Source organism: Acinetobacter sp. V89_4 (assembly GCF_029967875.1).
Classification (GTDB): Bacteria; Pseudomonadota; Gammaproteobacteria; order Pseudomonadales; family Moraxellaceae; genus Acinetobacter; species Acinetobacter oleivorans.
On the sequence record NZ_JASCAI010000015.1, the window covers coordinates 15998 to 31056 of the forward strand.

The window sequence follows — 15059 nt, forward strand, 5'->3', positions numbered from 1 at the left end:
GCTATTTTCTCCTGTTCTTATTCTTATCGAATATAGCGCGATTAACAAACATTCCAAGCTTTGAGCGTAAGAAAATGTGAATTTTTGCTTAAAAAATAACATTTAATTCGCTTATGGCGTCTTAAAAGTAGACATGCACTCAGTGCGACTTTTGGCAATCGGACTTTGGTTTAATTCCGATATTTGAGCAAAAATAAATGAATTGCATCTCTAATAATGTGTTCTAGCTCTTCTGCATTTGGTACGGCAATAATTCTAAGTAGAACCTTATGGTGACGTACACCAAGCAACAAAGTTAAAAGAAGCTCTGTTTGATAAATTGGATCATCGGCTTGGATAAACCCTAATTCAGCTGCTTTTTGGAAGAATGCGGCTAACTGATTTTGAAGTCGTGTATGTGATGCATCAAAAAACTGTTCAGCTAAAGGGCTTTGTTCTGCTGCGAGTTCAAATAATACATGTTCCAGCTTTAGTGCTTCAGGTGAATAAATAATCTGTAAAGCGCGTGAACAGACAATAAAGAGTGCTTGATAAAAGTCTACCGATGCATCTAATTCAAATTGTTTAGGATTCAGTGTCTCTTCACAAGTTTGTGTAATTGCACAGATAAACAGGTTTGCTTTGTCTTGAAAGTGATTATAAACCGTGAGTTTAGTGACACCTGCTTCCTGTGCAATCTGGTTCATGCTGGTACCGTGATAGCCAGATTTTAAAAAAATAGCTTTCGCGGCTTGTAAGATACGAGCACGTTTTTCCAGATCTTTGGGGCGACCACTTTGATTAACTGTTTGCACAAAATCCTCTGATAAAAATTTAAAAAGAAAGCAATTTATAAGTTTTTCTTTAATTAATGTACCCATGGGTATATTAATTAAAAAATAAACAATTTATGATGCAAGCATATTGTGCCTTAAAAAATCAGTTTGAATAAGAGCGATAAGATATGAATCTGTTAAAACCTCTCATCATGAGTATGGTGATTGTTTGTACGGTCACATTAATGGGGTGTAGTAAAGAAGCTCCCAAAACAGAAGAAATACCCTATGTGATGGTGGCCCAACCCTTAACTACTCTCAATGAACAAAAAAGCTATGCAGGGGATGTGCAGGCCAGACAGCAAACAGCTTTAGCATTTCGGGTCGGTGGACAGGTTACGGCACGTTATGTGGATGTAGGTGATCGAGTTAAAGTCGGGCAAGTTTTAGCAAAGCTTGACGTGGCAGATGCTCAGCTACAATTAAATGCCGCTAAAGCCCAACTGGACAATGCACAGGCTTCAGCAAAAACAGCAGCAGACGAACTTAAGCGTTTTCAGCAATTATTGCCGATTAATGCAGTAAGTCGTTCGCAATTCGATACGGTAAAAAATCAATATGACGCTGCGCAAGCGGCTCTACAGCAAGCTCGTTCTAACTATGAAGTTTCTGCAAACCAAACTGGTTATAACCAACTCGTTTCTAATAAAAACGGGGTAATTACTGCACGAAACATTGAGATTGGACAAGTGGTTGCTGCGGGCCAAGCGGCTTATCAACTGGCGATTGATGGAGAGCGTGAAGTTGTCATTGGTGTGCCAGAACAAGCGGTTTCCGAGATCAAAGTTGGCCAAGCAGCTTGGGTGACGTTATGGTCTAAACCGAATGACCGATTTGCTGGTTATGTGCGTGAAGTTTCCCCAGCGGCGGATCAGTCCCGTACATTTACAGTGAAAGTTGCACTCAAAGAAGGTCAATCTGCTATTCAGCTTGGACAAAGTGCACGCGTATTTTTTAGTTCGACTCAAACCAATGTGATGAGTGTGCCACTTTCGAGTGTTTCAGCAACAGATAATCAACCTTATGTGTGGGTGGTTAATGCGAATCAGACTTTGCGTAAAGTACCTGTAACGATTGGTGCATATGGCAAAGATAGCGTACCTGTGTTATCTGGGTTGGCTCCAAATGATTGGGTTGTGATTGGCGGCGTACATTTGCTACGTGATAAACAGAAGATTCATCCGATTGATCGTGAAAACCGTGGGGTGAAAATTCAGGGAGCAACCCAGCCATGAAATTCAATCTCTCGGAATGGGCATTAAATAATAAAGGCATCGTCCTTTATTTTATGCTGTTGCTTGGAATTATCGGTGCAATCTCTTATTCAAAATTATCACAAAGTGAAGATCCACCATTTACCTTCAAGGTCATGGTGGTGCAGACCTACTGGCCTGGGGCGACTGCCAAAGAAGTTTCTACTTTAGTTACGGACCGTATCGAAAAGGAACTCATGACAACAGGGCAGTATGACAAGATTATGGCTTACTCCCGTCCGGGTGAGTCGTTGGTCACTTTTGTAGCGAAGGATTCACTTACTTCTGACAAGATTCCTGATGTTTGGTACAACGTTCGTAAGAAGGTAAATGATATACGCCATGAACTACCAAACGGTGTACAAGGTCCATTTTTCAATGACGAATTTGGAGATACTTACGGCAATATTTATGTACTGACAGGCAAAGACTTTGACTATGCACTTCTTAAGGAATATGCAGATCGTTTGCAATTACAGCTTCAACGCGTCAAGGATGTCAGTAAGGTTGAACTCATTGGTCTGCAAGATCAAAAAATCTGGATTGAGATTTCTAACACCAAAGCGGTACAGCTTGGCATTCCAGTTACAGCGATTCAAGATGCCTTACAAAAGCAAAATAGTATGGCAAGTGCAGGTTTTTTTGAAACGGGCACAGACCGCATCCAGATTCGGGTAAGTGGTCATTTACAAAACATTGATGAAATTAAGAAAATGCCTTTACTGGTAGGTGATAAAACCATTCAGCTTGGAGATGTCGCTGATGTCTACCGTGGTTTTAGTCAACCTGCTCAGCCACGTATGCGCTTCATGGGTGAAAATGGCATTGGTATTGCTTTATCAATGCGTAAGGGCGGTGACATTATTGCCTTAGGTAAAAATCTCGACACAGAATTTGCCCAACTGCAAAAAACTTTGCCTTTAGGCATGAAGCTTCAAAAAGTTTCTGACCAACCTGTAGCAGTACAACGCAGTATTCATGAGTTTATAAAGGTACTCGCTGAAGCAGTTATTATTGTCTTGTTAGTGAGTTTTTTCTCTTTAGGTTTCCGTACAGGATTGGTTGTCGCTTTTTCTATTCCTTTAGTTTTAGCAATGACTTTTGCGGGGATGAATCTATTCGATGTAGGCCTACATAAGATTTCACTGGGTGCCTTGATTCTGGCGCTGGGTCTGTTAGTCGATGACGCCATTATTGCCGTCGAGATGATGGCAATTAAGATGGAGCAGGGTTATAGCCGAATTAAAGCCGCCGGATTTGCATGGAAAACCACTGCATTTCCGATGCTTACTGGAACACTGATTACTGCGGCTGGTTTCTTACCGATCGCTACGGCTCAGTCTGGTACAGGTGAATACACTCGCTCTATCTTTCAGGTGGTGACGATTGCCTTATTAGTCTCTTGGGTTGCAGCAGTTTTATTCGTACCTTATTTAGGCGAAAAGCTATTACCCGATTTTACTAAAACAGGTCATCAAGCACCTTGGTATGTCCGTTTATGGGCGAGGTTAACCAAAAAACCGCAACCGCAAACTGTGGCCATTTCACAGGATCATCACTACGATCCTTATCAATCTAATTTCTATTTACGTTTTAGAAAGATGGTCGAGTTTTGTGTGACTTACCGTAAAACCGTAATTGCGACGACGGTGGGTGTTTTTGTGCTATCTGTGCTGATGTTTAAGATCGTGCCTCAGCAGTTTTTCCCACCTTCGAACCGCGCCGAGATTTTAGTCGATTTAAAACTTGAAGAAGGTGCTTCTTTAACAGCGACAGAACAAGCTGTGAAAAAGGTTGAAAAATTCCTGTCTAAACAAAAAGGTATTGATAACTATGTGGCTTATGTCGGTACAGGTTCACCACGTTTTTATTTACCGTTAGACCAGCAATTACCGCAAGCCAGCTTTGCGCAGTTTGTAGTTCTGGCATCATCACTTGATGATCGTGATGAAATTCGACGCTCGTTAGACAAACAAATTAGACAATTGCTGCCGCAAGTTCGTACTCGCGTGTCATTACTGGAAAATGGTCCTCCTGTTGGCTATCCATTGCAATATCGTGTGTCGGGTGAAGATCAAAATTTGGTCCGTCAAGAAGCACAGAAAGTCGCTAAACTGATTAGCGAAAACCCGAATACCACCAATGTGCATTTAGATTGGGGTGAGCCGAGTAAGATTATTTCAATTCAAATTGACCAAGATCGTGCTCGACAAATGGGTGTCTCTAGTGTCGATTTAGCGAATTTCATTAATGCATCAATTACAGGTAGTGCGATTGAGCAATATCGTGAAAAGCGTGAACTCATCGAAATCCGTTTACGCGGCGATCAGAGCGAACGAGTTGAAGTGGCTTCCCTAGCAAGTTTAGCTGTACCAACGACCAACGGAACGACTGTGCCTTTAGCTCAAATCGCTAAAATTGAGTATAAGTTTGAAGATGGTTTAATTTGGCATCGTAACCGCTTACCAACCATTACTGTTCGCGCAGATATTCGCACTCAATTACAACCAGCGACTGTTGTTGGCGAGTTAGCTGAATCAATGAATAAATTACGTGCTGAATTACCAAGTGGTTATCTGGTTGAAGTTGGTGGAACTGTAGAAGAGTCTGCACGTGGGCAAAATTCCGTTAATGCGGGTATGCCACTGTTCTTGGCTGTGGTTATGACATTACTGATGATTCAGCTCAAAAGCTTATCACGCGCGACTATTGTGTTGTTAACAGCTCCGCTTGGTTTAATTGGTGTGGTTTTATTCTTGCTCCTATTTAACAAACCATTTGGCTTTGTGGCCATGTTGGGCACAATTGCACTCTCTGGGATGATCATGCGTAACTCGCTTATTTTGATTGATCAAATTGAACAAGACAGGCAAGCAGGGCATCCAACATGGGAAGCGATTATTGAGGCGACAGTGCGTCGATTCCGCCCGATTATTTTGACTGCATTAGCCGCAGTTTTGGCCATGATTCCACTTTCACGAAGTATTTTCTTTGGTCCAATGGCAGTTGCGATCATGGGCGGCTTGATTGTTGCCACCTTACTGACATTATTTTTCTTACCTGCGCTCTACGCAGCGTGGTTTAAGGTGAAAAAAACCGCATAAAATACATAAATTTTTTGTGAATAAAGGTGCGAAATATTGAAAACTCCAATATAGTAGCACCTGTCTTTACACAAAAAATACAGGATTATTTCACTGCATAAAAAATAGGCTAAGTGCAGTGAATTGAGGTGAAATACAGATGGGGCAAGACCATATCGAACAGCATCGCCGTTATATAGTAATTTCTTATGCGTTCATGTTTCTTGCATTGTTTACGGTTATTTTTGCGGCCTTTGCTTATTTGGTCGCTCGTAAAGTGGCGGTTGTAGATAATGCAGAAGTTTGGATTCATGCGCATGCACTATGGATTATGCGAAACGGGATTCTATTTCTTTGTATGGCAATTTTTGCTGTGGTCTGGTTTATTCCGCTCTTCTTTTTTGCATGGGACAGTAACCTCTGGGTAACCGCCTCTACGGTTGCGGGTGTGGTATTTAGTGCTATTGCGTGGTTATTTCTATTAAATGCATGGTTAAAAGGCTTGTCTAAATATTTAAAAAATAAGGCAGTTTTTTAATATATCTATTTTTTAAACATTTTACCCTTGTAAATTCGGCTAAAGCCCCCCATTTAGTCGGCAATAGAGTATTGATAAAATTCCGTGAGGAGCACCGCCAAAAATGGCTAAACGTGATTATTATGAGGTTTTAGGCGTTTCAAAAACCGCAAGTGATGATGAGATCAAAAAAGCCTACCGTAAATTGGCGATGAAATATCATCCTGATAGAAACCCTGACAATGCCGAAGCTGAAGAGAAATTTAAAGAAGCTGCTGAAGCTTATGAAGTTTTATCGGACAGCGAAAAGCGTAGCATGTACGATCGCATGGGTCATAATGCGTTCGAAGGCGGCTTTGGCGGCGGTGGTGGTGGCTTTGGTGGATTTAGTGCCGAAGACATTTTCAGCCAGTTCGGTGATATCTTCGGTGGTGCATTCGGTGGTGGTGGACGTCAACAGCGTCAACGTCGCGGATCAGATCTACGCTATGTAATGGAACTTACCCTTGAAGAAGCTGTAAAAGGGGTGAAAAAAACCATTACCTTTACTGCTCCAGCACCTTGTGATGTGTGTGATGGTAAAGGTTCAAAAAATCCAAAAGATGTTGAAACCTGTAAAACTTGTCATGGTTCAGGACAAGTACGTATGCAGCAAGGTTTCTTCTCGGTACAACAAACATGTGGTACTTGTCGTGGCCAAGGTAAAATTATTAAAAACCCTTGTCAGGCATGTCATGGTTCAGGTGTCGCTGATCGCCAGCAAACGTTGGAAGTTACAATTCCAGCGGGTGTAGATAATGGTGACCGCGTTCGTTTGAGTGGCAAAGGCGAAGCAATTCGTGATGGCCAATCAGGTGATTTGTACGTTGAAGTCGTTGTTCGTGAACACGAAATTTTCCAACGTGATGGTGCCGATCTTTATATGGACGTACCAGTGAGCATTGCTGATGCTGCACTTGGTAAAGAAATTGAAATTCCAACTTTGGAAGGTCGCGTTAGCTTGAAGATTCCTGAGGGAACTCAAACAGGTAAATTATTCCGTTTACGTGGCAAAGGCGTTCGTCCAGTACGTAGCAGCATGGTGGGTGATTTACTCTGCCGTATTGTGGTAGAAACACCAGTCAACTTAAATTCTCGTCAACGTGAATTACTTAAAGAGTTGCAAGCTTCTTTTGATGGCGAAGACAGTGCTTCTTCACCGAAGAAAAAATCATTCTTTGATCGTTTGTTCGATTAATACTTGATTAGATAAGAAATTAAAAAGAAGGCGGATATTCATAAAATATCCGCCTTTTTATTGCGCTGATTCATCTTATTATTTTTATTCTGCTTAAAAGAAAATTACGTCTGCTTACTCTGTAGGGTGAGCAACATCAATATCATTAACACTTACAGTCGGTTCGCTAGAAGCAAGAGTAGGAGCATTTTCGATTACTGGTGCAGCTACTGCTTCTGCCTGTACAGCTACTTTTGGTGCCTCTGCTGCTGTTTCGCCAATAATCGGGTCAATATCTTCAACTTTAACGTCAGTGTTGGCATCGGTTACTACAGTTTGAGCTGTAGGTGTTGCTGTTTGAGTACTTACGTTAGTTGTAATACGTACTTTAGATAAGCTTTCTAAGGTGTCTCCTGGCTGGATTGCAGGCTCTGCAAATGCCATTGAACTCATAATCCCCATCATCACGGTAAAGCCAATAATTCTCGAATGCATGCTGAACTCCTTATAGTCATCTTTTTTTCATTCGTGGTCCGTAGTGTGCAGATCAATTCTTTAACTTTTGTGAAAACAGATTAAATTTCAGTTCATCTCAAAAAATAATTTTTACTTTTTAAGATGAGCAAAGAGTTTTGATATAGTAGGTAAATTACGTAAAACCGAAGATTGGGAAGATTATGTCAGCAGCTCCACGCATTGGTATTTTAGGTGCAGGCGGTCGTATGGGCCGTACGCTTATTCAAGCAGTTCAACAGGCAGGCTATCAATTAGCTGCTGCGGTAGAGCGTCCAGAAAGTAGTTTAGTGGGCACTGATGCAGGTGAGCTTGCTGGTATTGGTTCAGTGGGTGTGAAGGTTTCAGGAAGCTTGGCCGATGTTCTGAAAGATTGCGATGTAATCATTGATTTTACTGCACCAGTTGCAACTGCTCAGCATTTGAAGCTTTGCCGTGAAGCTGGTGTTGCCATGGTTATTGGTACAACAGGTATGTCAGATGAGCAAAAAGCTGAATTAGACGAAGTTGCCACTCATACACCTGTAGTTTACGCAGCGAACTATTCAGTAGGCGTAAATGTATCAATCAAGTTACTTGAGCTTGCAGCAAAAGTATTTGGCGATACAGTAGATATTGAAGTGATTGAAGCTCACCACCGTCATAAAGTAGATGCGCCGTCAGGTACAGCGTTAATGATGGGTGAAGCGATTGCAGATACTTTAGGCCGTAACCTAAAAGAAGTTGCTGTTTATGGCCGTGAAGGGCACACAGGTCCGCGTGAACGTCAAACGATTGGTTTTGAAACCATTCGTGGGGGCGATATTGTTGGTGAGCACACTGTGATGTTCATTGGTGAAGGTGAGCGTGTTGAAGTGACTCATAAAGCAACGAATCGTATGAACTTTGCTGCTGGGGCAGTGCGAGCTGCTGCATGGGTTGTGGGCCGTGAAGCGCGTAAATATGACATGAAAGATGTTTTAGGATTGAACGACGTACAGGTTTAAAACCCTGTCCGTATTCCATGTGTAGCGAGAAAAACAAGATAGAGCAGAACATGAATAAAAAACAAATTGCCTTGACCACTCTTCTTTGCTTAAGCAGCTTCTGGACGGGGGCTGCTTCTACGGAAAAAGCTAAACTCAGCTTAGACCGTAATAATATTAAAGTCTGGACCTATCAAAAGACTGATAATCCAGTCTTTCAATATAAGGCTGAAACGACTTTTGATGTGCCACTTGAACGCGCTGTCGCTGTGATTTTAGATGTAAATCGTGCCGATCAGTGGGTGCCTTATATGGGCAAGGTTCAGATGTTGTCTCAAGATGAGAAAAAGGGTGAATTCACACTCTATATGCTGTTAGATTTTCCTTTTCCTCTAAAAGATCGCGATGTGGTCGTGAAAGGAAAAATGAGTAAAGCAGCCAATGGCTTAATTACCATTAAAAACACAGCAATTAATAGTAATTATCCGATACAACCTGATGTCGTGCGCTTAACTCGCTATGAAGGGGACTGGACCTTCCAGAAATTAGCGAATAACAAAGTTAAAGTAACCACAAGTGGTTATGCTGACCCAGCTGGTGCGATTCCGCTGAGCTTCGTAAATATGTTTGTTCAACAACAGCCTTACCAGATGTTGCTGAAAATGAAGCGGGAAGTGACTAGTCCGATTTATGAACAACCTAAATTACCAGATATTTTAAAATAAATAACTTAAAAAAGCGCCTGAGATCAGGCGCTTTTTTTATTAATCTGAACACTGCTGTAATGCTTGGGCGGGACTACTCTCGCGTTTGATTTGGAATAAAACCAATAACAAACCTAACCCTGCTAGCAATGCACCAGCAAATGATACTGCGCTATAACCCCAACCTAAATCGAGTACTAAAGCACCTGCTGCTGCTCCAACTGCGTTACCTAAGTTAAAGGCACCGATATTTACTGAAGAGGCAAGGCCTGGTGCTTCGTGAGCGACAGACATTACACGCATTTGTAATGGTGGAACTAAAGCAAAAGTTGCAGCACCCCAGATCATTAAAGCAATGGCTGCTCCAATCTGGCTTTGTGCAAGGATTGGGAAAGTCATCATCATTACAATTAACAGAACCAAGAAGCCAATCAGAGTTTTGTTAATAGACAAATCTGCAAAGCGACCGCCTAAATGGTTCCCCACTGAGAAACCGACACCAATCAACATAAGCATAAACGTAATGAAGGTCGGTGAAGCATGTGTAAACTCAGTCAAACTTGGCGCGATATAGGTATAGAGCGTAAACATTGCACCTGCACCAAGCACGGTGGTGAGTAGAGCAAGTATTACAGGAGTGCGCGTTAACACTTTCAACTCAGCTTTCACATTCGGTTTTTGGGCAACCATACCTTTTGGTAATGCTTTCCATAAAGCGAGCATAGTAATCACACCAAGCAATGAAATCGCAAGGAAGGACATACGCCAGCCAATGTTTTGCCCAACCCATGTTGCCAAAGGTACACCACCAATATTGGCAATGGTTAAGCCCATAAACATGGTTGCTACAGCACTGGCCTGTTTATGTGCGGGCACAATGCTTGCTGCTACAACTGAACCGATCCCGAAGAAAGCACCATGGTTAAGGCTTGTGATGAGACGCGCACCTAATAAGCTCATATAGCTTGGTGAAAACGCTGCTATCAGGTTACCTACCGTAAAGATCGCCATCAGAAAGATAAGCGCATTACGTCGTGCAAAACCACCAAACCACAGGGTCATGAACGGGGCACCTAGCATGACGCCAAGCGCATAGCCCGTAATTAACATTCCGGCTGTTGGAATTGAAATCCCTAAATCATTAGCGATATTCGGCAACAGCCCCATTGGTGAGAATTCCGTGGTGCCAATGGCAAAGGCACCAATTGCCAATGCCAATAACGAGAACGCCGTATTTGATTGAGTGTTCATGAGTTTAGTCCCAAACTGGTGCCCATGGCTCTGGGCTAACTTCACGACTGTTACGATCAAGTTCGGCAATCATTTGCATTTCAGCTGAAGTTAACTCGATATCCTGTGCTTTTAAGTTGCTAATCAGGTTTTCACGTTTAGTCGAAGATGGAATAACTGCAAAACCACGTTGCAATGCCCATGCAAGTGCAATTTGTGCTGTCGTTGCTTTATGAGCTGCTGCAATTTCAGTTAAAACAGGGTCTTGAAGCACTTTACCGTACGCAAGCGTCATATATGAAGTGACATCAATATTCTTCTCTTGTAAGAAATTTACAAGTTTATGGTTTTGAAGATAAGGGCTTAACTCAATCTGATTAGTTGCAATATTTTCAGCACCAATTGTGTCAATCGCTTGTTGGGTAAGCTCAATATTGAAGTTTGAAATACCAATTTGTTTAGTAAGACCTTGTTCTTTCGCTTCAAGTAAAAGTGTCATGATTTCAGGAATCGAAACGCCTAAATCTGGTGCTGGCCAATGAATCAAAGTTAAATCGACATGGTCAGTACGAAGCTTTTCTAAGCTTTCTTTTAAGCTTGGAATAAACTTATCTTGAGCAAAATTATCTACCCAGATTTTTGTGGTTAGAAATAAGTCCTGACGCGATACACCGCTTTCGGCAATGGCTTGACCAATCGCTGCTTCATTGTCATAGATTTGAGCAGTATCAATTACGCGGTAACCTACGTCTAAAGCAGTTTTCACAGAATCAATGACTGCTTGTTCTTTAAGACGGAAAGTACCTAGACCAAAACGTGGAATATTCATGTGTTTACCTAAATTTGAATAATCATTTAACTTGATGTGCATTTTGCTTTTTTTATTGTTGCGAAAAAATAGATGAATAAGCAAAATATCTTTGATCATTAGTCAATAATGGAATAAGACATGAAATCAACAATTGAAGAACTCGTCGCGTTTATCGCAATCGTTGATACGGGTTCTTTTGTTGCGGCAGCAGAGCATTTAAAACAAACACCTTCGGGAGTTAGTCGATCTTTAACACGCTTGGAAGCAAAGTTAGATGTGACTTTGTTAGAGCGAACGACACGTAAATTGAAACTCACTCAAGAAGGGCAACAATTTTTGGTAAAGGCCCGTAAAATCTTAAATGAGCTAAATGCGGCTGAAGAAGAACTACAAAAATCTGATCAGGGTACTGCGGGACTCATTCGCATTGATTCAGCAACGCCGTTTGTTTTACACGTGATTGCCCCATTAATGCATAAGTTTCGAGAGTGTTATCCAAATATTGAAATTGAGTTAAATAGTAATGATCAGGTGATTGATCTATTGCAGCATAAAACCGATGTGGCATTTCGGTTTGGGGAGCTTAATGATTCGAGTCTGCATGCCAAACTGGTGTGTAAAAGTCGCTTATTTATTGTTGCGAGCCCAGAATATCTAGCGATTAAAGGCACACCAACACAACCTGAACAACTCGAAAATCATGATTTGATTGGTTTTACCAGACCTGCCTATATTAATAGCTGGCCGATTAAAATCGGCGATGAATATTTTTTTGCACAAGCAAATATTAAAGCTTCTAGTGGTGAGACGGTACGTCAACTCACGATTAGAGGCCATGGTATTGCACGACTATCTGAATTTGAAATTTGGAAAGATATTCAAGACGGGCGATTGATAGCCTTATTTGAAAACCAAATTGAACATCAATATCAAAGCATCCATGCTGTGTATTATCAACAAGAGCATCTACCAAAAAGAATTCGTTTATTTATTGAGTTTTTGGTAGAACAGTTAAAAGATGGTTTTAAAAGCGCTCTCTAAAAGTAGCATAACCATCAGTTGGAAAATGAACTTCTAAAATTGGAGTGATTTGTCCCTCTGATGAATGCTGGGCCAGAAAATAGCTTTTTTGCTGTTGTCGACAACTAAAATATAATTTGGAATAAGTCGAATTCACCATGACAACTTCATTTGAGCTATTACGCTTATATTGATAATGAGAAATCGTATTGGCTTCATCATCAGTGCGTTGCTCCATTTTATAGTCTTGTTGATTGGTCATTTTTAAATAACCTTCAATGAGACTTTGGCAAACCGTATGTCTATACTGCTCGTTTTTTGGTTGTGGCTGGCAACCTGCTAAAACAATAGTAAATAACAATATAGCTTTTAATTTCATGATCTTGCTACTCTTTGAGTTGATTTCTATAGCGTAAAGGTGTTCTATAAACCAGTACAGATACAGAAATTTTTAAAAAAGCAGCACAGAATGACTTTTCAATATCAGGTTCTTGCCAATCAATTAGCACATCGAATTTATCAAGATGAGCTCAAGCCTCATCAGAAGCTGATTTCATTACGAGATTTCGCTCGTCAGCATAGTATTAGCTTAAGCACGGCAAAAAGTTGCTATGAATTGCTTGAGGCGAGGGGACTGATTTATGTAAAGCCGAAATCAGGTTATTTTGTGGTTGCTCGTACTCAATCTAGTCCTATTCCTGATAGCCTAGATTTTTTGTCTTTACCTCGGCAAGTCTCAAATTTAGAGTTGCATAACCAAATTCAAGAAGCCGCCTTACAAAGCCATCTCGTACCGTTAGGTTCGATTCAGTTGACGCCGCATTTTATTCCGGTAGAGGGTTTACGTCGTTCTATTCAACGGGCTTTAAAAAATTGCCAACCACAAGACTTTCTTTATTGTAATAAACAAGGACATGAGCAATTAAGAAAAGCGCTTTCTGATCATTGGCGCGAAGACGGAATCTTCATTGCAACGGAAGATATTTTTATTACTAATGGTTGCATCCCCGCTTTATCGTTAGTCATTCAGCATCTAACAGAAGTAGGCGATAGTATTTTGATTCCGACGCCTACTTTTAATGGGCAACTACAGCTTTTAGCAAGTTTAAAACGGCAGATTATTGAAATTCCAGCACATCATCGTGGCATTGATCTTGAACGTTTAGAATCATTGATGGAGCAGGGGTTGGCGAAGGTTTGCTTGATGACAGCCAATTATCAAAATCCTTTAGGATATTGTTTAAGTAATGCAGAAAAACAAAAGATTGCTGAATTAGCTGCAAAGTATCAGTGCTTTATTATTGAAGACGATATTTTTGGTGAATGCGGTTACAGCAACGAACGCCCGCTACCGATTCGCTATTGGGACCGCGAAGGCTATGTCATTTGGTGTGGATCAGTTTCTAAGTCGCTGTCGAGTGCATATCGGGTGGGGTGGTTTTGTTTAAGCTCAAAGCTACAGCATTTAAAACTAGAGCTACTGGCAAGTAATATTGGCGTAAATACACCGCTACAATTAGGCTTAGCTGATTTTATTTATAGCCGTGGTTATCGAGAGCATTTAGAGCAGCTACGACCAAATCTAATGCGGCAGGTCGAGCAATATCGAAGTTGTATTTTAAGAGCCTTTGACGGCCTTCCCATTGCGTTAAGTCAGCCAGAAGGGGGCTACGCACTCTGGATACAGTTACCAAAGGAAGTAGATACCTTAGCGCTTTATTACACTGCGAAAGCTGAAGGAATTACCGTGGTACCAGGCCATGTTTTTGGTGAGGATGAACGATATCGACACTTCATTCGTTTAAATGCGGGTCATGAATTAACAGCAGATGTCCGCCAAGCAATTAGTGACTTGGCGGAATGGTCACGACAACAGATGAAAAACGTGAGTTAGTTTTATTCTGCAAAGTCTGCTTTCAACACAATGCGGTAGCGTGCCTGACCTGAGTGTAGACGTTCAATTGCCTCATTAAGCTGTGACATTGGAAATAGCTCAATTTGAGGCGCAATTTTTTTGCGTGCAGCAAACTTTAAAAGCTGACGTAGTGCAGCAGGTGAGCCCGTAGGTGAACCAGTCACTGACTTAGCACCACCAATAAGAGAGCCAACAGAAACAGGAACAGGCTCAAGCGTAAGGCCTAAGAAATGTAAGGTTCCGTTTGGTGCCAGTGTTGCAATAAAAGCAGGCCAATTTAGAGTCACATTCACGGTACTTAGCAATAAATCGAATTTACCTTTTTGAGCTTTTACCGCGTCTGTATCGCGGCTATTCACGACATGGTCAGCTCCCATTGCTTTGAGTTCTACTGTTTTATCAGGATTAGAACTAAAAGCAGTGATTTCACAGCCCCATGCTTTGAGTAGCTTAATGGCGATATGACCTAAGCCACCAATGCCAATCACACCGACATGATGTGTTGCTTGAATTTTATGTTTAAGCAACGGGTCAAAAACGGTAATTCCGCCACAAAGTAAAGGACCAGCACTTTCAGCGTCTAAATCGTCAGGGAGGGGAATAGCCCACTGCCAGCCTGCCCGGACTTTATCGGCAAAACCACCAGCATGCCCCACGATTGTTGCAACACTTCCGCCTGTACAAAGTACTTGCTGACCACCAATACATTCATCACAGGCTTGGCAACTTTCAGCAGTCCAGCCAATGCCGACACGTTGCCCGATTTGTAGACCTTTGGCTTCTGAACCCAAAGCAACAATTCGTCCAATAATTTCATGACCCGCAACCACAGGGTAGACAGTCGAGCGCCATTCATTGTTCAAAACAGAAACATCAGAATGACATAAACCACAGTATTCAACTTTTACCTCAACCTGATGCGGTTGTAATTCACCTGCATCAAATTGGTAGGGAACCAGTTTCTCACCTGCTTGCATTGCGGCATAAGCCTGAATCGTATTATTGCTCATCGGAAAC

General features: G+C 41.5%; 14 protein-coding genes. 8 read left to right on the forward strand and 6 right to left on the reverse strand.

The window, feature by feature from the left end:
• Window positions 1-170: 170 nt before the first annotated feature.
• Window positions 171-794: a TetR/AcrR family transcriptional regulator gene (locus QLG01_RS03170; RefSeq protein WP_013196520.1), complete on the reverse strand. Its 624-nt coding sequence runs from the start codon at window positions 792-794 to the stop codon at window positions 171-173.
• A gap of 149 nt (window positions 795-943) precedes the next feature.
• Between QLG01_RS03170 and QLG01_RS03175 the strand changes: the two genes are divergently transcribed.
• From QLG01_RS03175 to dnaJ, 4 genes are all read left to right on the forward strand, one after another.
• Complete coding sequence (locus tag QLG01_RS03175) at window positions 944-2050, forward strand: efflux RND transporter periplasmic adaptor subunit (protein ID WP_005300346.1); 1107 nt, start codon at window positions 944-946, stop codon at window positions 2048-2050.
• Window positions 2047-5172 (forward strand): efflux RND transporter permease subunit, encoded by a 3126-nt coding sequence (locus QLG01_RS03180; RefSeq protein WP_282495811.1) that lies wholly within the window; start codon window positions 2047-2049, stop codon window positions 5170-5172. The genes QLG01_RS03175 and QLG01_RS03180 overlap by 4 nt, the downstream gene beginning before the upstream one ends.
• Window positions 5173-5311: 139 nt before the next feature.
• The gene (locus QLG01_RS03185) at window positions 5312-5689 is read left to right on the forward strand and encodes a hypothetical protein (RefSeq protein WP_004790237.1); all 378 of its coding nucleotides are present in this window, start codon (window positions 5312-5314) and stop codon (window positions 5687-5689) included.
• A 103-nt stretch (window positions 5690-5792) separates the two neighbouring features.
• Window positions 5793-6905, forward strand: a complete 1113-nt coding sequence (gene dnaJ / locus QLG01_RS03190; protein ID WP_002119101.1) for a molecular chaperone DnaJ — start codon at window positions 5793-5795, stop codon at window positions 6903-6905.
• Between the two features lie 114 nt (window positions 6906-7019).
• Here dnaJ and QLG01_RS03195 read toward each other — a convergent pair whose 3' ends face one another.
• Window positions 7020-7379, reverse strand: a complete 360-nt coding sequence (locus tag QLG01_RS03195) for a hypothetical protein (RefSeq protein ID WP_151767014.1) — start codon at window positions 7377-7379, stop codon at window positions 7020-7022.
• A 182-nt stretch (window positions 7380-7561) separates the two neighbouring features.
• On the opposite strand from QLG01_RS03195, the gene dapB reads away from it, so the two are divergent.
• Both dapB and QLG01_RS03205 read left to right on the forward strand, forming a co-directional pair.
• Entirely contained in the window at window positions 7562-8383 is an 822-nt protein-coding gene (dapB, locus tag QLG01_RS03200; protein WP_013196523.1) for a 4-hydroxy-tetrahydrodipicolinate reductase, read from the forward strand.
• 50 nt (window positions 8384-8433) lie between these two features.
• A complete protein-coding gene (locus QLG01_RS03205; protein ID WP_282495812.1) occupies window positions 8434-9087 on the forward strand; it encodes an START domain-containing protein in 654 nt (217 codons plus the stop codon).
• A gap of 39 nt (window positions 9088-9126) precedes the next feature.
• Here the strand turns inward: QLG01_RS03205 and QLG01_RS03210 are convergent, their stop codons facing one another.
• Window positions 9127-10317 (reverse strand): MFS transporter, encoded by a 1191-nt coding sequence (locus tag QLG01_RS03210; protein WP_282495813.1) that lies wholly within the window; start codon window positions 10315-10317, stop codon window positions 9127-9129.
• Window positions 10318-10321: 4 nt separating this feature from the next.
• Window positions 10322-11125, reverse strand: a complete 804-nt coding sequence (dkgB, locus tag QLG01_RS03215; RefSeq protein ID WP_282495814.1) for a 2,5-didehydrogluconate reductase DkgB — start codon at window positions 11123-11125, stop codon at window positions 10322-10324.
• A gap of 120 nt (window positions 11126-11245) precedes the next feature.
• Here dkgB and QLG01_RS03220 point away from each other — a divergent pair, with 120 nt between their 5' ends.
• Window positions 11246-12148 carry a LysR family transcriptional regulator gene (locus tag QLG01_RS03220; protein ID WP_282495815.1) on the forward strand — a complete coding sequence of 301 codons (903 nt, stop codon included), beginning with the start codon at window positions 11246-11248 and terminating at the stop codon, window positions 12146-12148.
• Here the strand turns inward: QLG01_RS03220 and QLG01_RS03225 are convergent.
• Window positions 12132-12506, reverse strand: a complete 375-nt coding sequence (locus QLG01_RS03225; RefSeq protein ID WP_192836119.1) for a hypothetical protein — start codon at window positions 12504-12506, stop codon at window positions 12132-12134. The two genes, QLG01_RS03220 and QLG01_RS03225, sit on opposite strands and share 17 nt — an antisense overlap.
• A gap of 90 nt (window positions 12507-12596) precedes the next feature.
• Here QLG01_RS03225 and QLG01_RS03235 point away from each other — a divergent pair, with 90 nt between their 5' ends.
• A complete protein-coding gene (locus tag QLG01_RS03235; RefSeq protein ID WP_282495816.1) occupies window positions 12597-14021 on the forward strand; it encodes a PLP-dependent aminotransferase family protein in 1425 nt (474 codons plus the stop codon).
• Between the two features lie 2 nt (window positions 14022-14023).
• On the opposite strand, the gene QLG01_RS03240 is transcribed toward QLG01_RS03235, so the two are convergent.
• Entirely contained in the window at window positions 14024-15052 is a 1029-nt protein-coding gene (locus QLG01_RS03240) for an NAD(P)-dependent alcohol dehydrogenase (RefSeq protein ID WP_282495817.1), read from the reverse strand.
• Window positions 15053-15059: the final 7 nt, after the last annotated feature.